General features: G+C 68.6%; 19 protein-coding genes. 9 read left to right on the top strand and 10 right to left on the bottom strand.

The genetic code is table 11. The annotated features are described in order from the left end of the window. Positions 1 to 4 precede the first annotated feature (4 nt). Positions 5 to 1,951 (top strand): ABC transporter ATP-binding protein, encoded by a 1,947-nt coding sequence (locus tag ACWEVP_RS06850; RefSeq protein ID WP_452061946.1) that lies wholly within the window; start codon positions 5 to 7, stop codon positions 1,949 to 1,951. Here ACWEVP_RS06850 and ACWEVP_RS06845 read toward each other — a convergent pair. Further along, positions 1,908 to 3,263: a hypothetical protein gene (locus ACWEVP_RS06845; protein WP_452061657.1), complete on the bottom strand. Its 1,356-nt coding sequence runs from the start codon at positions 3,261 to 3,263 to the stop codon at positions 1,908 to 1,910. The two genes, ACWEVP_RS06850 and ACWEVP_RS06845, sit on opposite strands and share 44 nt — an antisense overlap. A 68-nt stretch (positions 3,264 to 3,331) precedes the next feature. On the opposite strand from ACWEVP_RS06845, the gene ACWEVP_RS06840 reads away from it, so the two are divergent. After that, the gene (locus tag ACWEVP_RS06840; protein WP_452061656.1) at positions 3,332 to 3,805 is read left to right on the top strand and encodes an FxsA family protein; all 474 of its coding nucleotides are present in this window, start codon (positions 3,332 to 3,334) and stop codon (positions 3,803 to 3,805) included. Here the strand turns inward: ACWEVP_RS06840 and ACWEVP_RS06835 are convergent, their stop codons facing one another. The 3 genes from ACWEVP_RS06835 to ACWEVP_RS06825 are packed head-to-tail and all read right to left on the bottom strand — an operon-like array spanning position 3,806 to position 6,321. Beyond that, complete coding sequence (locus ACWEVP_RS06835; protein WP_452061655.1) at positions 3,806 to 4,984, bottom strand: YDG/SRA domain-containing protein; 1,179 nt, start codon at positions 4,982 to 4,984, stop codon at positions 3,806 to 3,808. It abuts the gene before it with no gap. Between the two features lie 53 nt (positions 4,985 to 5,037). Then, entirely contained in the window at positions 5,038 to 5,649 is a 612-nt protein-coding gene (locus tag ACWEVP_RS06830) for an SCP2 sterol-binding domain-containing protein (protein ID WP_452061654.1), read from the bottom strand. Between the two features lie 9 nt (positions 5,650 to 5,658). Beyond that, a complete protein-coding gene (locus tag ACWEVP_RS06825) occupies positions 5,659 to 6,321 on the bottom strand; it encodes an SCP2 sterol-binding domain-containing protein (protein WP_452061653.1) in 663 nt (220 codons plus the stop codon). Between the two features lie 126 nt (positions 6,322 to 6,447). On the opposite strand from ACWEVP_RS06825, the gene ACWEVP_RS06820 reads away from it, so the two are divergent. Then, positions 6,448 to 7,104 carry a TetR/AcrR family transcriptional regulator gene (locus ACWEVP_RS06820; protein ID WP_086670992.1) on the top strand — a complete coding sequence of 219 codons (657 nt, stop codon included), beginning with the start codon at positions 6,448 to 6,450 and terminating at the stop codon, positions 7,102 to 7,104. Here ACWEVP_RS06820 and ACWEVP_RS06815 read toward each other — a convergent pair. Next, positions 7,096 to 7,926, bottom strand: a complete 831-nt coding sequence (locus ACWEVP_RS06815) for a MaoC family dehydratase (protein WP_452061652.1) — start codon at positions 7,924 to 7,926, stop codon at positions 7,096 to 7,098. The two genes, ACWEVP_RS06820 and ACWEVP_RS06815, sit on opposite strands and share 9 nt — an antisense overlap. Before the next feature lies 1 nt (position 7,927). After that, positions 7,928 to 9,262, bottom strand: coding sequence for a 3-oxoacyl-ACP reductase (locus ACWEVP_RS06810; RefSeq protein WP_452061651.1), 1,335 nt, complete (start codon positions 9,260 to 9,262; stop codon positions 7,928 to 7,930). 92 nt (positions 9,263 to 9,354) lie between these two features. Here ACWEVP_RS06810 and ACWEVP_RS06805 point away from each other — a divergent pair, with 92 nt between their 5' ends. Then, positions 9,355 to 10,644 (top strand): acetyl-CoA C-acetyltransferase, encoded by a 1,290-nt coding sequence (locus ACWEVP_RS06805; RefSeq protein ID WP_452061650.1) that lies wholly within the window; start codon positions 9,355 to 9,357, stop codon positions 10,642 to 10,644. Positions 10,645 to 10,694: 50 nt separating this feature from the next. Here the strand turns inward: ACWEVP_RS06805 and ACWEVP_RS06800 are convergent, their stop codons facing one another. Continuing rightward, the gene (locus ACWEVP_RS06800; protein WP_452061649.1) at positions 10,695 to 11,234 is read right to left on the bottom strand and encodes a DoxX family membrane protein; all 540 of its coding nucleotides are present in this window, start codon (positions 11,232 to 11,234) and stop codon (positions 10,695 to 10,697) included. 178 nt (positions 11,235 to 11,412) lie between these two features. Here ACWEVP_RS06800 and ACWEVP_RS06795 point away from each other — a divergent pair, with 178 nt between their 5' ends. The 4 genes from ACWEVP_RS06795 to ACWEVP_RS06780 all read left to right on the top strand — a co-directional run bounded on the left by ACWEVP_RS06795 (position 11,413) and on the right by ACWEVP_RS06780 (position 15,031). Continuing rightward, positions 11,413 to 12,147, top strand: coding sequence for a MerR family transcriptional regulator (locus ACWEVP_RS06795; protein WP_452061648.1), 735 nt, complete (start codon positions 11,413 to 11,415; stop codon positions 12,145 to 12,147). A 154-nt stretch (positions 12,148 to 12,301) separates the two neighbouring features. After that, positions 12,302 to 13,492, top strand: a complete 1,191-nt coding sequence (locus ACWEVP_RS06790; RefSeq protein ID WP_452061647.1) for an AAA family ATPase — start codon at positions 12,302 to 12,304, stop codon at positions 13,490 to 13,492. A 236-nt stretch (positions 13,493 to 13,728) separates the two neighbouring features. Next, positions 13,729 to 13,878: a hypothetical protein gene (locus ACWEVP_RS06785; protein ID WP_167379635.1), complete on the top strand. Its 150-nt coding sequence runs from the start codon at positions 13,729 to 13,731 to the stop codon at positions 13,876 to 13,878. Between the two features lie 226 nt (positions 13,879 to 14,104). Further along, on the top strand, positions 14,105 to 15,031 hold the full coding sequence (locus ACWEVP_RS06780) for a bifunctional helix-turn-helix transcriptional regulator/GNAT family N-acetyltransferase (protein WP_452061646.1): 927 nt from the start codon (positions 14,105 to 14,107) through the stop codon (positions 15,029 to 15,031). Here ACWEVP_RS06780 and ACWEVP_RS06775 read toward each other — a convergent pair. Continuing rightward, positions 15,028 to 15,600, bottom strand: a complete 573-nt coding sequence (locus ACWEVP_RS06775) for a peroxidase-related enzyme (protein WP_452061645.1) — start codon at positions 15,598 to 15,600, stop codon at positions 15,028 to 15,030. The genes ACWEVP_RS06780 and ACWEVP_RS06775 overlap by 4 nt on opposite strands. A 32-nt stretch (positions 15,601 to 15,632) precedes the next feature. On the opposite strand from ACWEVP_RS06775, the gene ACWEVP_RS06770 reads away from it, so the two are divergent. Further along, positions 15,633 to 16,235 (top strand): hypothetical protein, encoded by a 603-nt coding sequence (locus tag ACWEVP_RS06770; protein WP_452061644.1) that lies wholly within the window; start codon positions 15,633 to 15,635, stop codon positions 16,233 to 16,235. Here the strand turns inward: ACWEVP_RS06770 and mctP are convergent. Together mctP and ACWEVP_RS06760 are read right to left on the bottom strand one after the other, a co-directional pair. Beyond that, a complete protein-coding gene (gene mctP / locus ACWEVP_RS06765) occupies positions 16,232 to 17,887 on the bottom strand; it encodes a monocarboxylate uptake permease MctP (protein ID WP_452061643.1) in 1,656 nt (551 codons plus the stop codon). The genes ACWEVP_RS06770 and mctP overlap by 4 nt on opposite strands. Further along, a complete protein-coding gene (locus ACWEVP_RS06760; RefSeq protein WP_452061642.1) occupies positions 17,884 to 18,162 on the bottom strand; it encodes a DUF3311 domain-containing protein in 279 nt (92 codons plus the stop codon). The genes mctP and ACWEVP_RS06760 overlap by 4 nt, the downstream gene beginning before the upstream one ends. Positions 18,163 to 18,290: the final 128 nt, after the last annotated feature.

Genomic DNA, 18,290 nt, shown 5'->3' with positions numbered 1-18,290 from the left:
CGGCATGGAGTTCATGCTGGCCAGGCGCGGACGGCGGCGGCACGCGACGACGGTGCCGGAGAGCGGGCTCACCGGACCCGTCGACATCCCCGAACCGAAGCCGGAAGACCAGCCGAAGGACCTGCGCTCGCGGTTGCGGCGGGCGAAGACATCGGTGGCGGGCACGGTCCGCGGCCTGCCGAAGGTCGTCAAGCTGACGTGGCAGGCCAGCCCGGTCCTGACGATCCTCCTCGCGCTGATCACGCTGTTGTCCGGCCTCCTGCCGACCGTGACCGCGTACGTGGCGAAGCTGCTGCTCGACTCGGTCGTCGCGGCGATCCAGCACAAGGGGACCACGGGCGACATCGTGAACGTCGCGCTGTTCCAGTTCGGCGTGCTCGCCGCGACCGCGATCAGCAGCGCCATGACGTCGATCGCGCAGTCCCTGCTGCAGGAACGCATGACGCTGACGATCCGCCACCAGGTGATGGCGCACGCGAGCGAGCTGCACCTCGCGTACTTCGAGGGCTCCGCATCCTACGACATGCTGCGCCAGGCCGCGCAGGAGGCGCCGACGCGGCCGTTGTCGATGATGAACTCCGCGCTGGGGCTGGTCCGGACGTTGATCACGTTCGGCAGCATGATCGCGCTGCTCGTGTCGATCAGCCCGCTGCTGGCCCTGGTCGCCCTGGTGGCGCCGATCCCGGCGTTCATCTCGCAGTCCAAGTACGGCTCGCGCGCGTTCTGGCTGACGTTCCTGATGTCGCCGATCAAGCGCCGGATGGATTATCTGTCCTCTTTGGTCACGACGGACACGTACGCCAAGGAGACGAAGCTGTTCGGGCTCGGCCCGTACTTCGTGGACCGGTTCCGCCGGCTCGGCCTGGTGTCGTACGAGCGGCAGCGGAAGCTGACGATCAACCGCAACGTCAGCTCGACGTCCTGGGGGCTGCTGAGCACGTTCGCGGGGTCGGCGATCGCGCTGTACATCGCGCTGGAGGCGGTCGGCGGTCGGCTCACGCTCGGCGACCTGGCGTTGTACACGGCTGCGGCGACGTCGGTGCAGACGTCGGTGTCCGGGCTGTTCACGGCGTTTTCGGGGATGTACGAGAACAACCTGTACCTGGACACGCTGTACCGCTTCCTGGACACGAAGCCGGAGATCACGGCGCCCGCGTCCCCGCGGGTGTTTCCGTCCGCTGTGGACGGTCACATCGAGTTCGAGTCGGTGACGTTCGCCTACCCGGGCTCGGAGGAACCGGCCCTGGACAACGTCAGCTTCGAGATCCGGCCGGGCGAAACGGTGGCGGTGGTCGGCCGCAACGGCGCGGGCAAGTCGACGCTGTTCAAGCTGCTGTGCCGGCTCTACGACCCCACGGGCGGCCGCATCCTGCTGGACGGCGTCGACATCCGCGAGTACGACCCGGTGGAGCTGCGCGCGCGGATCAGCGCGATGTTCCAGGACTACGTGACGTACCAGGGAACGGCGGCGGAGAACATCGGGCTGGGCGACCTTTCGCGCTTGGAGGACCGCCCCCACATCGAGGACTCGGCCCGCCGGGCGGGCGCGGACGAGCGCATCGAGCGCCTGCCGAGCGGTTACGACAGCCCGCTGGGGCGTTGGTTCGACCAGGGAGTTTCGCTGTCCGGCGGCGAGTGGCAGAAGATCGCGCTGGCCCGGGCGTTCCAGCGCGAGGCACCGATCCTGATCCTGGACGAACCGACGTCGGCGTTGGACGCCCAGGCGGAGCACGACCTGTTCTCGCGGTTGCGTGAGCTGTCGGAGGGCCGGACGACGTTGTACATCTCGCACCGGTTCTCGACGGTGCGCCAGGCGGAGCGGATCCTGCTGCTGGAGCACGGAAAGGTAGCGGAGTACGGCACGCACGAGGAGCTGATGGCGGCGAAGGCGGGGTACGCGGAGCTGTTCACGCTTCAGGCGCAGGCGTACCTGGACGAGGTGCCGAGCTGAGCGATCGGGGGCGCCGGATGATCCGTTCGGGGATTTCGGTGCCCCCGCGCAGTTCCACGTTCCGCAGGTTCAGCCACGGCATCGGCGCGTCGAGGTCGTCGACGACGAGGACGGTGGTGTCGAGCACGCAGTCGGTGAACCAGATCGCTCGCTCGCTCTCGGACAGGAACTTCAGGTCGAGCCGGCACCGGGTGAACCGCACGTCGTCGAAGTTCAGGCGGGCGAACGCGGCTTCAGCAGCCCAGATGCCCAGCAGGCCGAAGTCGAGTGTGGCCTCGGTGAACTTCGCCTGCTCGAACCGGACGACGGCGTTCTCGATGGACAACGCGGAGAAGTCCAGCGATTCGACCGGGAACCGACACCGGTAGAAGTCGACCGGCCCCCGGGCGTCCCAGCGGGAACAGGCCAGGTGCCGCCCGCCGAATTCCGCACCGACGAACTCGGCACCGCCGTTGAGCCACGCCGAGGTGAACGAGGTCCGCTCGGTGGTGAAGCGCGTGCCGTGGCAGCTGAGCAGCCCCTGGAAGCGCGTGTGGTCGAAGGACGTCAGCTCCCCTGTGAAGTCTGCCCGGTCGAAGATGACCCGACCGGGGAAACGCAGGCCGGAGAAGTCGGCGTTCTCGAACACGACCCCGGTGAAGTCGAAGTCGACGGGCGACCACCACTCGAAGCTCGTGAGCCGATCCCGGATCATCCGGAGGATGGCCTGCCGGACCTCGGTCTCGCCGGGCGTCATCACCTCGGTCTGGAGGCGCAGGTAACCGCAAAGGACGTCCACGCAGACCTGACGCTTGTCGACCCAGTCGTCGGCGAGGCCGGCGAGGGCGTAGACGCCGGTCAGCCGAACGGCCGGGCTCTCGTGGGCGAGCTGTTCGGCGGCGGTGCCGAGCCGCTCGTTGAAGCCTTGCACCACCTCCCGATCGGCCTTCTCGACGGCGAGGTCGTGCTCCTTTTCGGTGACCCGCTGCTTGCGGTAGTTGACGGCGAGCAGCACCACGCCGCCGAACCCTGCGACCACGGAGAGGGCGATCTTGAGTAGATCGAGCAGCTGGTCGACCCCGAACACCCCTGCGGACGGCAGCTTCGGCCAGCCGAGGAACCACAGCAGCCCGCCGGTGGTCCCACCGGCGACGACGACCGCGACGATCAGCCAAGCGAGGACGGACAGCAGGATCGAGCCCCGCCCGTCGAGATCTGGCGTTCGCAGCCAGGAAAGCCCCAGCCGGTTGAGCGGCACCCGCCGTCCGACGACCAGGCCGACCGCGGCGAACACAGCTGCGGCGATCAGGAGCCAGCGGAGCCAGTCGGACACGAGGGGTGAGACTAGCCGGTGCGTTGGGGGCGCGGGAGCAAAACGGACAGGTCGTTCGTTGACCGGGTATGGCTGTCGCGTTCCTGCTTTACGTCTTCGCCGAGATCGCCGCGATCTGGGCGGTGGGCTCGGCCGTGGGTGTGCTCGGCACGCTGGGCCTGCTCCTGGCCGGCGCGTTCCTGGGCTCGTGGCTGGCCCGCCGCGAGGGCGGCAAGGCGATGCGGGCGTTCATGTCCGCGGCCCGAGCTGGGCAACCGGCGGAGAAGGAACTGACCGACGGGATGCTGGTCGCGCTCGGCGGGGTGTTGATCCTGGTGCCGGGATTCGTTTCGGACGTCCTGGGGTTGCTGCTGATGCTGCCGCCGTCGAGGGCTTTGGTCCGGCGGTGGTGGCTGCGTCGGATGGAGAAGCGGGCGGTCCGGTTCGCCAACCAGCGGCGAGGGCCGGTGATGGTGGTGGACAGTGAGGTGGTTCCGCCTTCGGAGGCAGGACCGCGCCGCGACCAGCCGACGGTGATCGAAGGCCGGATCATCGAGGGCTGATCACGAATGCACTGATCGGTGGTAGTCGATGAACTCGTCAGCGATCACGTGATCCGCGTGCTCCCGCAGCCGCCCAGCCGGCGTGCCCTCGCGAAGCACAGTGCGATCCGATGCGATCACCACCGCACCTCGATCGAACTGCACGTGGCAATTGGGACACAGGCAAAGGACGTTCGAAGTCCAATCCGGCCCACGGTGCAAGCCGCCGAGAGCCTTGATGTGTGCGCCTTCTGAATAGCCCAGACCCTCTCCCACCGACAGCCGCGTGCCGCAGATTTGGCAGGTGTGGTCGTGGATCTTCTTGACTCTCTCGGCGACCTTGGTGGTCCGCACGATGCGTTGCGTAGTAACTGCCTTGCGTTCGGGCTGGGCGTTGCCCACGGGGTGACCCGGCTCCGATGGCAGCAGGTAGCTGTCCGAAACGAACTTTGCGTCGATCCGGTTGCTCACCTTGATCAGCCGGAACCTGCACACCAAGTAGCCGCCCTGCCCGGGCACCATGACCGCATCTTCAACACGGAACAATCCGTCGTAGCGGTAGCCCTGGTCGGGGGCGTACGGCGACTTCGCGTCTGCGCCGCGCACAACCCGAACCGGGGCGCCCGTCTTCCAGCTGGTCTGGAGGGCGGCGTTTCCCGGAGCGGAGAACGTCTGGTTGGCGATTTGGCGACCGTTGGGGTCTCGCCCGCCGTGCCCGGTGTAGAGCAACTCGTCACCACGATCGTCATCGTCCACATAGCCACCCGAGGAGACGATCGATTCAGCACCCTCCTTGCCAGTGCCCACGATGCCGGCCTGCAGCGCACGGTGAACGCCAGCGGCAGCTACCTCAGCACGACTGGCGAAAGTGACGCCCTCCGGGCATCCCGCGATCTCACCGAAGACGTGCCCGCCTTTGGCTGCCTGAGCGTCGCGGAAGTAGAACCCGAGTTCGGCCAAGTACTCAGCGATCGCGCCGGAGCCACTCGGTAGATCCGACGGACGGAAGGCCCGTCCTACGGCAAACCCGTGAGCCGAGCCGGCCAAAGCCTCTGAGTCGTACTCCTTGCCCTGGTACACAACGGCGTACCGAGTCGCCTCGTCGTTCCCGTACCTGTTCAAGAAGGCATCGCGGCCGAGGTTGTCGAACTCCTCAATGGCTTTGAGGACGTGCTCCTGTTCAACGTCGGCAAGACTCATGGATCCACCCTAACGGCGGACACCGACAGTTTGCCGTCACCGACGTGCGACAGCTAGTCCACGGACGGCTTAGGGATGTCGAAGTAGCTGGAGAACCGGACCGCCGGGGCGTACTCGCCCTTCACCTTCACCCGGCCCGTTACGAACATCGCCGCCACTGCTGCGTTGCCCGTTGCCATCCTGATGAAGTCGTCCACCGATAGCGTGATCGTTGTGTCCGGGGTTCGGGACAAGTCCGTTGAGGACACGCACACGCCGTCCTCGATCACCGTCTGGAAACGGTCGTAGCCGTCCTCTCCCGTTCCCTCGGAAAAGCGCCAGGAAACCACGAAATCCACGTGGCGGGCGCGGTGCGGGGAGAAGTGTTCCGACATTCTGCGGAAGATCTCGTCGAGGAACACCCCGCGCAGCTCCGGGTGCTCCGCGAGGGCCTTCAGCTGCTCGCGCGAGCTGCGCTTGACCACGTCCACCAGCACGTCCGTCGACAGGGAGCTCAGCTCGATCCCCGCTCCCGCGGAGCCCAGCATGTGCAGTGTTTCCAGTACCTGAATGAACTGCGCGGGCGTCAAGTTGCCGATGACGAGCTTGTCCGCGAACGCGTTGACCGCGTGGCCGGCGCGTACTCCGCGGGGCCGGGAAAGGCGCCACTTCGCTTTTCGGGGCACAGCGACAAACTACACCGGGTGGGGGAGGTCGAAGTATCCGATCAGGCCCGCCGCGAACGCCAAATCGCCCTTGACCTTGATTCTTCCCGTGACGAACAACACCGCCGGCGTCGCCTGGTGGGTGATGAGCCGGAAGAAGTCGGCCGGGGCGATGGTGATCGTCACTCGCGGAGCCGCGTGCATCTCGCGGCTCACCGTGCACGAGCCGTGGGAGATCGTTGTCTCGTAGCGGTCGTAGCCGCCCTCTCCCACGCCTCCCGACAGGCGCCAGTGGACCACCGCATGCAGGTCGCGGGCTCGATCCGACCTGATGTGCGCGCCCATGCGAGCGAAGATCTCGTCCAGGACCCGCTCGCGCAGGGGCCTCTCCGCGACGACGCTCTCCAGCTGCGCTCGCGAGGCCGACGACACCAGCGATGCGAACCTCGCCGGCTCGACCTTGCTCAGGTCGAACGCCGGGGCGCGCTCCGCCAGGCGAAGCAGCGCGCTCAGGAGTCTTCGGAAGTCGTCCTTGCCGAGGTCGCGCGGGTCGACCGCGTCGGCGAGGGTGTTGACGTCGAGGGCGTGCGCCTCGGGGCTCAGCGGGTCGAGCCGCTCCAGGGCGTCCAGCAGCGCCGCCCCACGGAGCCCCGCGACCTGATCGGCGCTGGTCATCCCGGCGTTGTCGGCCATGGTCACTCCTCTGCAGTTACTCACGCGTAAGGCTACCCGTCAGTAGGTAGGCGGGCAAGCGTGCCGAAATCACCCTGACGGGGCAGCGCCCGGTACCGTCTCCCGTCAGCAACAGGGAGGTCCAGCGTGTCAGAGGATGATCAGCGTCCGCCCGAACGGGCCAGGCGGCTGCCGCGCGCGGTGCGCGAGCGGCAGATCCTGGACGCCGCCGTCCAGGTTTTCTCGCGCCACGGCTACCACGCGGCCTCGATGGACGAGATCTCCGACGTCGCCGGCGTCTCGAAGCCGATGATCTACACCTACCTCGGGTCCAAGGAGGACCTGTTCGGTGCGTGCATCCGCCGCGAGGCGACGCGGCTGCTCGAGGCCATCCAGGCCGGCGTGCAGCCCGACCTGCCGCCGGACATGCAGCTCTGGCACGGTCTGCGGTCGTTCTACCGCTTCGTCGCGGAGTACCGCGAGTCGTGGACGGTGCTGCACCGCCAGGCGCTGACCGTCGGCGGGGCGTTCGCCGCGGAGATCACCGACATGCGGGCGCGCGCGATCCAGCTGGTCGCGGCCCTCGTCGTGTCCGCCGGTACCCGTAAGGGCGTCGGCGAGCAGGCCGAGTTCTCCGGCGAAGGCCTGTCCGCGGCCTTGGTCGGGGCGGCCGAATCACTGGCCGACTGGGCCCTCGACCACCCCGACATCTCCGACGGCGTCCTGGCGTCCTGGCTGATGAACCTCGTCTGGCTGGGCTTCAACGACCTCATCGAGGGCGAGGTCTGGAAGCCGTCAGAGTGAGGTGATCGTGCCCTCCAGGTGCGGCTTCGCCTTGCTCCACAGCTCGAACGCCCAGCCGTCGCCGTCGGCCCAGGACGTGAAGCCCGCCTTGGCCGGGAGCAGCACCGGCTGCTTGAACTTGACGTCGATCGTGAACGCCGCGGGCAGCCTGCCCTCGAACGCCGCCAGCGCGTGGGCCTTCGTCCACATCCCGTGGGCGATCGCGCGGGGGAAGCCGAACAGCTTGGCCGTCAGCGGGTGCAGGTGGATCGGGTTGCGGTCGCCCGAGACCTCCGCGTAGCGCCGGCCGATGTCGCCGGGGACGCGCCAGATCGCGTCCGGTGTCGGGGGCGCCAGCTGCTCCCGGCGCGACGAAGACGAGCCGCCTCCGCGACGCAGGTACGTGCTGACGTCGAGCCACACCAGGTCCTCCCCGGCCCAGGCCTCGCTGACGACGTCGAACTGACGGCCCTTCTCGTGCGGGCGCAGGTTCTCCGCGCGCACGCGGATCGTCAGCGCCTCGCCCAGCCGCAGCGGGCGGTGCTGCGTGATCCGGTTGGCCACGTGCACCATGCCGAGCAGCGGGAACGGGAACGCCGGCTCGGTCATCAGCGCCATCTGCAGCGGGAACGCCAGCATGTGCGGGTACGTCGCCGGCAGCTCGTCGCTCAGCCGGAAGCCGCACACCGTGTTGTACGCGGCGAGGTGCGCCGGGTCGACGACGACACCCGTGCGGACCAGCTCCGTCTCGGGCAGCGATGAGCCCGTTTTGCGAAAGCCGAGCAGCGCCTTCGGGTACAGCGTGGCCAGGCTCGGCGTGCTGTCGAGTTCGCGGATCGCCACGTCACGCCCCCAGCAGGGCCTGGCCGCAGACGCGGACCACGTTGCCGTTCACCGCGGCCGACGCCGGGTTCGCGTACCAGGCGATCGTCTCGGCGACGTCGACCGGCAGCCCGCCCTGGCCCAGGCTCGACAGCCGCCGTCCGGCCTCGCGGATGAACAGCGGGACCGCCGCCGTCATCTTCGTCTCGATGAAGCCCGGAGCCACGGCGTTGATCGTGCCGCCGTACTCCGCGAGCTGCGGCGCGCCGACGTTCACCATGCCGATGACGCCCGCCTTCGACGTCGCGTAGTTCGTCTGGCCGACGTTGCCGGCGATGCCCGCGATCGACGAGACGCCGATGATCCGGCCGTTCTCGTTCAGCACACGGTCGGCGAGCAGCTTGTCGTTCACCGCGAGCTGCGAAGCGAGGTTCACCGCGATCACCGAGTCCCACGCGCTCTCGCTCATGTTGCCCAGCGTCTTGTCGCGCGTGATGCCCGCGTTGTGGACAACGACGTCGACACCGCCGTGACGCTCCTTCAGGTACTCCGCGAGCTTCGCGGGCGCGCTCGGCGAAGTGATGTCGAGCTGCAGCGATGAGCCGCCGATCTTGTTGGCCACCTTCGACAGGTCACCACCCTGGGCGGGGATGTCGAGCGCGACGACGTGCGCGCCGTCGCGGGCCAGTACCTCGGCGATCGCCGCGCCGATGCCGCGGGACGCGCCGGTGACCAGCGCGACCTTGCCGTCGAGGGGCTTCTCCCAGTTCGCGGGCGCGGAAGCCGTCTTGCCTTCGGCGCCGATCCGGATGACCTGCGCGTCGACGAACGCGGACTTCGCCGACAGCAGGAAGCGCAGCGTCGACTCCGTTGCCTCCTCGGCGCCTTCGGCGACGTACACGAGCTGGGCGGTCGCGCCGCGCTTCAGCTCCTTACCGACCGAGCGCACGAAGCCCTCGAGGGCGCGCTGGGCGATCCGCTCGCGGCCTTCGACCTGCTCCGGCGGCGTGCCCAGGATGACGACCCGGCCGGACGGCCCGACGCTGCGGATCACCGGGTGGAAGAAGTCGTAGACCTCGCGCAGGCGCGCGGGGTCGGTGACGCCGGTGGCGTCGAAGACCAGGGCCGCGTGCCGGTCGGCCGCCGACGTGACGACCTCGATGCCCGCGTCGGCGAGCTGGTCACGAAGGGTCTTTTCGAGCCGGCCACCGGGCGCGGCACCGAGAAGTGCGGGACCCTCGAGGGCGGGTTGCCCGGGCTTGTAGCGGCGCAGCGTGGCGGGGTTGGGCAGGCCGAGCTTCGGCACCACGAACTTCCCCAGCGGGGTTTTCGTGAACTGCTGGTACCTGTCAGCCATCGGTTGCCTCCCGTGCAGTCTGCGTCACGTGGCAGTCTAACCTACTCCCGAGTAGGTTACAGTGTGAGGGACACGACCAGAGAGGTGAAGTCATGCCACCGAAGAAGACGCCAGCTGTACGCAAGGTCGCGATCATCGGGGGCAACCGGATCCCCTTCGCGCGCTCCAACGGGCCGTACGCGAAGGCGTCGAATCAGGACATGTTCACCGCCGCCCTCGACGGCCTGGTCAGCCGCTTCTCGCTGCAGGGTGAGGTGATCGGCGAGGTCGCCGCCGGCGCCGTGCTCAAGCACTCGAAGGACTTCAACCTGGCCCGCGAGAGCGTGCTGGGCAGCAAGCTCTCGCCCGCGACACCCGCGTCCGACGTCCAGATGGCGTGCGGCACCGGCCTGCAGGCCATCGTCAACGTCGCCAACAAGATCGCGCTCGGCCAGATCGACTCGGCCATCGCGGGCGGCGTCGACACCACGAGCGACGCGCCGCTGGCCGTCAATGAGGACCTCCGGCAGATCCTGATCCAGCTCAACGCCGCGAAGACGCTCGGCGACCGGCTCAAGCTCGTCGCGAAGATCCGGCCCGGCCACATCGTCCCGGCGATCCCGCGCAACGAGGAGCCCCGCACCGGCTTGTCGATGGGCGAGCACGCGGCGCTCACCGCGAAGATCTGGGAGATCACGCGCGAGGCGCAGGACGAGCTGGCCGCGAGCAGCCACCAGAAGCTCGCCGCCGCCTACGACCGCGGGTTCTTCGACGACCTCGTGACGCCGTTCCTCAAGCTCGCGCGCGACCAGAACCTGCGCCCGGACTCGACCGCCGAGAAGCTCGCCAAGCTCAAGCCGGCGTTCGGCGGCCCGGACGGCACCATGACGGCGGGCAACTCGACGCCGCTGACCGACGGCGCGTCGACGGTCCTGCTCGCCACCGACGAGTGGGCGAAGGCGCACAAGCTGCCGGTGCTGGCCTACCTGACGTTCTCGCAGACCGCGGCCGTCGACTACGTCCACGGCGAAGAGGGCCTGCTGATGGCGCCCGCGTACGCCGTGCCGCGGATGCTCGCGAAGGCCGGGCTGACGTTGCAGGACTTCGACTTCTACGAGATCCACGAGGCCTTCGCGTCGCAGGTGCTGGCCACGCTCAAGGCGTGGGAGGACCCGGCGTTCGCCAAGGAGAAGCTGGAGCTGGACGCGCCGCTGGGCGCGATCGACCGGGCGAAGCTGAACGTCAACGGCTCGTCGCTGGCGGCCGGGCACCCGTTCGCCGCGACCGGTGGCCGGATCGTCGCGACGCTGGCGAAGCTGCTGCACGAGAAGGGGTCCGGCCGCGGCCTGATCTCGATCTGCGCGGCCGGCGGCCAGGGCGTCACCGCGATCCTGGAGAAGTAAGCGCACGAAAAAGGGCCGCCCTCGCGCGCGAGGGCGGCCCTTTTCGCGTTCTAGTTGGGGAGGGCCTTCTGGGCCCGCTTCGCGAGCTTGTTCGCGCGCTTCTGGCCCTTGCGGCTCAGCTTCCCGGCCGCGGCGCTGACGTCCTTCGCCGCGTGCTTCGCGCGCCACGCCGCCGACGGCTTCCCGTGCGTGTCGCTGACCGCGATCAGCAGGCCGCCCGCCAGGCTCGCGTTCTTGAAGAACTGGATCTGCTGCTGCTGCTTCTCGCCCGGGTCCTTGATGGTCCAGAAGCTGTGCGCCGCGAGCGTCGTCGGCACGAGGCTGCCGAGCAGCAGCCCCGCCGCGAGCCGCGGCGCCTTGCCGGCCGCGAGCGCGAGGCCGGCGCCGATCTTCACGGCGGCGTCGATGCGGACCAGCGTCACCGGATCACGCGGAACCTGCTCCGGCACCTTGTCGCCGACCTTGTCGAACGCGCTGTTGAGGAAGGGTTCCACCGCCTTCGCGTGCCCTTCGGCCTGCCTCAGCGCATTGATTCCGCCCGTCACGAAGATCGTGGCGAGCAGGGGACGTGCCACTCGACGGAGTATCACGGTCGTTTGCCTTCCTCGTACGGGCCGGTGCCTGGTCGAACCTACTCGCTGAGTGCCCGCTCCACCCGTGCTCGAACCCTCATCGGGGTTTCTCCGGAAATATCGTGTCGATGCTAGACAGTGCTATAAAGCTTTAGCGGTTGACCTTGACGCTGCGTCAACTTCTATCGTCGTCGGCATGGAGTGGTCGATCCAGGACCTCGCCCGCTCGGCCGGGACCACGAGCCGGACGCTGCGCCACTACGGCGCGGTCGGCCTGCTCGAGCCCAGCCGCGTCGGCAGCAACGGCTACCGCTACTACGACGAGCAGGCGCTCGTCCGGCTGCAGCGGATCCTGCTGCTGCGCGAACTGGGTCTCGGGCTCCCGGCGATCGCGGCGGTCCTCGACGGCCAACGCGACCGCGCCGCGGCCCTCGAGACCCACCTGGAGCTGCTGGAACAGGAGCGGCAGCGGATCGGACGGCAGATCGATTCGGTCCGGACCACGCTGCGGAAACTGAAGGGAGGTGAACGACTGATGGCAGCAGAAGTCTTCGACGGCTTCGACCACACGCAGTACGAGGAGGAGGTCACGCGCCGCTGGGGCGCTGACGCGTACCGGCGTGGCGACCAGTGGTGGAGTTCGTTGCCGGACTCGCAGAAGAAGGCCCACCAGCAGGAGCAGAAGGACATCGCGGCGGCGTTCGGCGCGGCCCGGTCGTCCGGGCTCGCGGCGGGCTCGGACGACGTCCAGGCGATCACGCGGCGGCTGCACTCGTGGCTCCAGCCGGCGGTGTCGTCGGTGTCCGCGGGGTACTTCGCGGGGCTCGGGCAGCTGTACGTCGACGACCCGCGCTACGGGTTCGAGGGCCCGGACGCGGAATTCGTCCGCGACGCGATGAAGATCTACGCGGAACGGAACCTCGGCGAGTAGCGCTACGTCGTAGTGCGCGCTGGGGGTAGGGACGAGCAGGGCTGCAGACCTGTTCGTCTCTATGTACGGCCATCCGGCCGAACTCCGGCGACACGCCCTAGCCGTCTATGGCGGAATATCGGGCTTGCGCTAGATACGTCGATAGCTTGGCAGAGTGGACCCCATCCGCAACCCCTTTGCGCCGGGCGCCGGGCAACGGCCGCCCGAGCTGGCCGGGCGTGAGCGTGAGCTCAAGGCCTTCGAGGTCGTGCTCGAACGGGTTGCCCGGGGGAGACCCGAGCGCAGTCTTGTCCTCACCGGCCTGCGGGGCGTCGGGAAGACCGTCCTCCTCGGGGAGCTGCGCGCGATGGCCGTGCGGCACAAGTGGGGGGCCGGGAAGATCGAAGCCCGGCCGGACGCCGAGCTGCGGCGGCCGCTCTCCGCCGCCTTGCACCGGGCCATCCGGGACCTCGCCGTGCGGCATCGCGCTCCGGACCGCGTCGAAGAGGTGCTCGGCGTTCTGAAGGCCTTCGCGCTGCGGGCCAACAAGCCCGACGCCAAGCTGCGTGACCGGTGGCAGCCGGGCATCGACGTGCCCGCCGCGCAGGGGCGGGCGGACTCCGGGGACATCGAGATCGACCTCGTCGAGCTCTTCACCGACGTCGCCGAGCTGGCCGCGGACGTCGGAACCGGGGTCGCGCTGCTCATCGACGAAATGCAGGACCTGCAGCCGGACGACGTCTCGGCGTTGTGCGCGGCCTGCCACGAGCTGTCCCAGTCCGGGGCGCCGCTCGTCGTCGTCGGGGCCGGGCTGCCGCACCTGCCCGCCGTGCTCTCGGCGTCGAAGTCCTACTCCGAGCGGCTCTTCCGGTACTCGCGCATCGACCGGCTCGACCGCGAGGACGCCGACTACGCCGTGATGGCGCCGATCGAGCGCGAGGACGCCGGCATCGAACCCGAAGCCCTCGACGCGCTCTTCGACGCGTCCGGCGGCTACCCGTACTTCATCCAGGCCTACGGCAAGGCGGCCTGGGACGCGGCGCCGTCCGATCCGATCACCGTCAAGGACGTCCAGGTCGCCGCGCCCGAAGCGGAGTCCGAGCTGGCGGTCGGCTTCTTCGGCTCGCGCTACGACCGGGCGACGCCGGCCGAGCGCGAGTACCTCCAGGCCATGGCCGAGCTGACCCAGGGGCGCGACGAGCCCGCCGGCACCGCCGACGTCGCCGTGTTCCTCGGGCGGAAGCCCTCGTCCCTGTCGCCGGCGCGCGACAGCCTGATGAAGAAAGGCCTGGTCTACTCCGCCGAACGGGGTCAGATCGCCTTCACCGTGCCGCACTTCGGCCACTACCTGCTCGGCCGCGACTGACACCTATCCCCGTCCCAAAGGCTCTCTAGCTCACTTGCTAGAGAGCCTTATACGTCTGTATCGGGTTGCTTCGTCGTGACCGCCGACACCCTCGATCTCTCCGGCCCATACCCAAGTTTTCCGATGATTCATCGGCAAGTGCGCCACATCACCGGATATTCATTGGCTTCCTTGTGAAAAAAGGCGCATACTAGAGGCACAAGCCACCAAGACCCTCGAAGGGGATGCAGAAACCGATGAACAACATCGCCGCCAAGCTCCGTGCCCGTCGCGCCGAGGTTCGCACTCGCCGGGCGCTGAACCGGGCGATCGACACCGCCGCCACCGCGACGGTCCGTCAGGAACTCATCGCGATCGCGCAGGCTCGCTCGGGCTACATGCGCTGACCTCTGTTTCACCCGTGGCGGTCGCCCATTAGAGTGACCTATGCCACAAAGTGCTGAACGTGTAACGACACGCAAAGTGCTGTCGATACCCCCTACGACCCCGTGATGCTGGCGGACCCCCGACCTGGCAGCATCGCGGGGTTTCCCATTCCCCCGGTTAACCACTTGCCGAGGCAGACCCGTCGAGTAATCTTTGACTTCGTCAACGAACTTGTTGAGGTGGTCAATGAATGACGATCGGCTCGCCGACCGCGTGGCCGCGGTCCGTGCCTTCAACCGGCTCTACACCGGGGTCATCGGCGTACTCGACGAGGGACCGGCCGACGCCGAGTACTCGCTGCCGGAAGCCCGTGTGCTCTTCGAGCTCGCCCACCAGGACCCGCTGCCGGTGACCGAGCTGCGCAAACGCCTCGACCTGGACGCCGGCTACGCCAGCAGGCTGCTCACGCGGCTCGAAGCGCGCGGCCTGATCGTGCGCGAACGGTCCGGCGAGGACGCCCGGCGCCAGCTCGTGCGGCCGACAGCCGCGGGCCGGGACGCGTTCGCCGTGCTGAACGCCCGCTCCACCGAGCAGATCGGCGGGCTGCTGCGCCGCTTCGCCGACGAAGACCAGCAGCGGCTGCTGACCGCGATGCGCACGATCGGCGACCTGGTCGGCGACCGTCGTCGCGACCCGGCTCTCGTGCTTCGCCCGCCACGACCGGGTGACCTCGGCTGGGTGGTCGAACGGCACGGCGCGCTCTACGGCCACGAGTACGGCTTCGGCCCTCGGTTCGAGGGCTTGGTCGCCCGGATCGTCGCCGACTTCACCGAGCACGACGACCCGCGGCAGGCGTTCTGGATCGCCGAACTCGACGGCGAGCGCGTCGGCAGCATCGCGTGCACCCGAGGGGCGGACGATGACACCGCGAAGCTGCGGCTGCTGCTGCTCGAACCGTCGGCCCGGGGTCACGGCGTCGGCAAGCGGCTGGTCACCGAGTGCGTCGAATTCGCCCGCGCGCACGGTTACCGGGAGATGGAGCTGTCGACGGTCTCGATCCTGACCGCGGCCCGTTCGATCTACCGCGCGGCCGGCTTCGAGCTGGTCCAGGAGACGGACTTCGACGACTGGGGTCCGAAGCTGACCGACGAGACCTGGCGACTGGAGTTCTAACGCGGGACGCGGCCGAGCAGGTGGAACTCCGGGTTCGGGCGCAGCGCGGTCAGGTGCGCGAGGCGGTTCGACATCGCGAACAACGCCGTGATCGCGCCGACGTCCCAGATCTCGTCGTCGGTCAGCCCGGCGTTGCGCGCCGCTTCGAGGTCGCCTTCGCCGAACAGCGCCGAGTCCTGGGCGAGGGCCAACGCGAGGTCGACGATCGCGCGGCCGCGTTCGTCCAGCTCCACCTGCCACGGGTTGCTCGACACCCGGTCGGCCAGCTCGGGGTCCTTGGCGCGGATGCGCAGGATGGCCCCGTGCGCGACGACGCAGTAGGTGCAGTGGTTCGCGCCGGACGTGGCGACGACGACCAGCTCGCGCTCGGCCTTGGTGAGTCCGTCTGGGCGTTCCATGAGCGCGTCGTGGTAGTCGAGGAACGCGCGCAGCTCGGCGGGCCGGTGGCCGAGGGCGCGGAAGATGTTCGGGACGAACCCGGACTTCTCCGCGATCGCGCCGACGCGCTCGCGCAGGTCGTCGGGCAGGTCTTCGAGGTCCACCACCGGGAACCGGCTCACGTCGCTCATACCCCGCACGCTAGTCGTGGTTGGCTGTTCCCGTGACGGACTACGTCGACGGGTACTGCGAACGCGTCGCGCCCGGACTCTGGGGAGAGCCGCTCAACGACTTCAGCAACCTCGCGTTCCTGGTCGCCGCCGTGCTCGTGTGGCGGCTGGCCGCGGGGGACCGCACCGGCCGGTTGCTGGCCGGGCTGATCGGGCTGGTTTTCGCCGCCAGCACGGTGTTCCACCTGCTCGCGACGCGCTGGGCGGCCGTCGCGGACTCGACGGCCATCCTCGTGTTCGTGCTGGTGTACGCCGTGGTGTTCGTGCGGAAGTACTGGAGCGGGCGGTGGGCCTGGGTCGCCGCGCCGGGGTTTCTCGCGCTCACCGCGGTCACCGCGTTGCTGGGCGGCGGCCTCTACCTCGCGCCGCTCATCGGGCTGGGCGCCTTCGCCGCGGTGCTCGCCTTCCAGCGCGACACCGCCTGGACGCACTTCGCCGTCGCCGGCGCGGTTTTCGCCCTCTCGTTGAGCCTGCGCACGCTCGACCGGGACGTATGCGCATACGTCCCGGTCGGCACGCACTTCCTCTGGCACCTGCTCAACGGGCTGGTGCTCTACCTCGTTTCGCGGGCGGCCATCCGTCCTCAGTGGACTTAGTGGACGCCGATCGGGCGCAGGTCCTTGTCGTGCTCGTCGGCGTGGTAGTCCTCGGCGTTGGTGTCGTCGGTGCCGTTGAAGACCTTCAGCTGCCGCGCGATCACCGTGACGATCGCCGCGACCACCAGGTTGGCGATCAGCGCGACGAAGCCGACGTAGATCTGGACCTGGGAACCCGCGAACGGGTGCCAGCCGAAGATCGACATGTTGCCCAGCGCCAGCGCCGAACCGCCGAAGTGCTGCTTGCCGTTGGCCGGGTTGGGGATGCCGTACAGCATGATCAGGCCCCAGCCGATGCCGACGACCCAGCCCGCGATCAGGCCCCAGCGGTGGAACCAGCGCGTGTACAGCGCCAGCGCGACCGCCGGCAGCGTCTGCAGGATCAGCACGCCGCCGATGAGCTGGAGGTCGATCGAGAACTGCGGGTCGATCAGGATGATCACGGCCACCGCACCGAGCTTGACGACCAGCGAAGCGAGCTTGGCCTGCTTCGCTTCTTCGGCCGGTGTCGCGTTCTTCCGGATGTACTCCTTGTAGATGTTGCGGGTCCACAGGTTGGCCGCGGCGATCGACATGATCGCGGCGGGCACCAGCGCGCCGATGCCGATCGCGGCGAACGCGATGCCGGCGAACCACGACGAGAACTGGTTGTCGAACAGCACCGGGACGATCGTGTTGCCGTCCGCCTTGCCGGTTGCCGCGTTCGTCAGCGGCTTGACCCCCGCCGTGATGGCGACGTAGCCGAGCAGCGCCAGCAGGCCCAGCACCAGCGAGTACGCCGGCAGCGCGACCATGTTCCGCTTGATGACGTTGCGGCCGCGCGAAGCCAGGACGCTGGTCAGCGAGTGCGGGTACAGGAAGAGCGCGAGCGCCGAACCCAGCGCCAGGGTCGCGTACTGCAGCTGGTTGTTGGCCGTCAGCAGGATCGACCCGGCCGGCTTGCCGGTGGCCGGGCTCGGCGTGCCGAGCTTCTTGGCCGCCGCGTCGAAGATGTGCGACCAGCCGCCCAGCTTCGAGGGCAGGTAGATGATCGCCACCAGGATCACGATGTAGATCAGGATGTCCTTGACGAACGCGATCAGCGCGGGCGCCCGCAGGCCGGACTGGTAGGTGTAGAAGGCCAGGATGATGAAGGCGACCAGCAGCGGCAGGTGCCCGACGATGCCGGAGCCGTTGATGCCCATCGTCCGCAGCACGGCTTCGAGGCCGACCAGCTGCAGCGCGATGTACGGCATGGTCGCGACGATGCCGGTGATCGCCACCAGCAGCGCCAGGATCGGCGAGCCGAAGCGGCCGCGCACGAAGTCGGCCGGGGTCACGTAGCCGCGGACCCGCGAGACCGACCACATCCGCAGCGCCGGCAGGAGCACGATCGGGTAGACCACGATCGTGTAAGGCAGCGCGTACAGGCCGAGCGCGCCGGCGCTGAACACCAGCGCGGGCACCGCGACGAACGTGTACGCCGTGTAGAGGTCGCCGCCGAGCAGGAACCAGGTGATCCACGAGCCGAACTTGCGGCCGCCGAGACCCCACTCGTCCAGGTGGTCCAGCGTGCTGCCCCGCTGCCAGCGCGACGCCATGAAGCCGAGGACGGTCACCAGCGCGAACAGGATCGTGAAGATGATCAGCTCGGGCCACTGCAGGTTGCTCATCGAGCGTCCCCCTCGTCCAGGTCATCGACGCTCAGCTTGTCCGGCGCGTCAACCGTCGGCTTGTCCCGCGTCATCAGGTAGACGATCCAGGTGCTGAGCACCCCGACCGCCACCATGAGGAACTGGAACCAGTAGAAGAACGGCATCCCGAACAGCCGCGGACCGTCCATGTTGAACAGTGGCGTGACCAGGACCAGCAGCGGGACGATCAGGAGCAGGTTCCACGGGCTGAACCGCAACCCGCGCACCTTCCCGTCGTGCTTCGCAGTCGACATCGGACCTCACCTAACACTCCCGTAACCGACCGCCTGACCTTAGAACCTGGGTGACAGGGAGTCACGTCTGTCCGATATCGATTTGATCGCCACGATCCGCGATGCCGACCAACGTCGGTTGCCCCGCC

The organism is Amycolatopsis sp. NPDC003865, from assembly GCF_053605345.1.
This window is presented reverse-complemented; position numbering and strand designations above follow the sequence as displayed.

Coding starts and splice junctions, on each gene's coding strand:
- ACWEVP_RS06775 (WP_452061645.1), bottom strand. CDS start 15,600: ATGAGCGACGTGAGCCGGTTCCCGGTGGTGGACCTCGAAGACCTGCCC.
- ACWEVP_RS06785 (WP_167379635.1), top strand. CDS start 13,729: ATGAACAACATCGCCGCCAAGCTCCGTGCCCGTCGCGCCGAGGTTCGC.
- ACWEVP_RS06840 (WP_452061656.1), top strand. CDS start 3,332: ATGGCTGTCGCGTTCCTGCTTTACGTCTTCGCCGAGATCGCCGCGATC.
- ACWEVP_RS06810 (WP_452061651.1), bottom strand. CDS start 9,262: ATGGCTGACAGGTACCAGCAGTTCACGAAAACCCCGCTGGGGAAGTTC.
- ACWEVP_RS06835 (WP_452061655.1), bottom strand. CDS start 4,984: ATGAGTCTTGCCGACGTTGAACAGGAGCACGTCCTCAAAGCCATTGAG.
- ACWEVP_RS06795 (WP_452061648.1), top strand. CDS start 11,413: ATGGAGTGGTCGATCCAGGACCTCGCCCGCTCGGCCGGGACCACGAGC.
- mctP (WP_452061643.1), bottom strand. CDS start 17,887: ATGAGCAACCTGCAGTGGCCCGAGCTGATCATCTTCACGATCCTGTTC.
- ACWEVP_RS06780 (WP_452061646.1), top strand. CDS start 14,105: ATGAATGACGATCGGCTCGCCGACCGCGTGGCCGCGGTCCGTGCCTTC.
- ACWEVP_RS06825 (WP_452061653.1), bottom strand. CDS start 6,321: ATGGCCGACAACGCCGGGATGACCAGCGCCGATCAGGTCGCGGGGCTC.
- ACWEVP_RS06850 (WP_452061946.1), top strand. CDS start 5: ATGGAGTTCATGCTGGCCAGGCGCGGACGGCGGCGGCACGCGACGACG.
- ACWEVP_RS06805 (WP_452061650.1), top strand. CDS start 9,355: ATGCCACCGAAGAAGACGCCAGCTGTACGCAAGGTCGCGATCATCGGG.
- ACWEVP_RS06760 (WP_452061642.1), bottom strand. CDS start 18,162: ATGTCGACTGCGAAGCACGACGGGAAGGTGCGCGGGTTGCGGTTCAGC.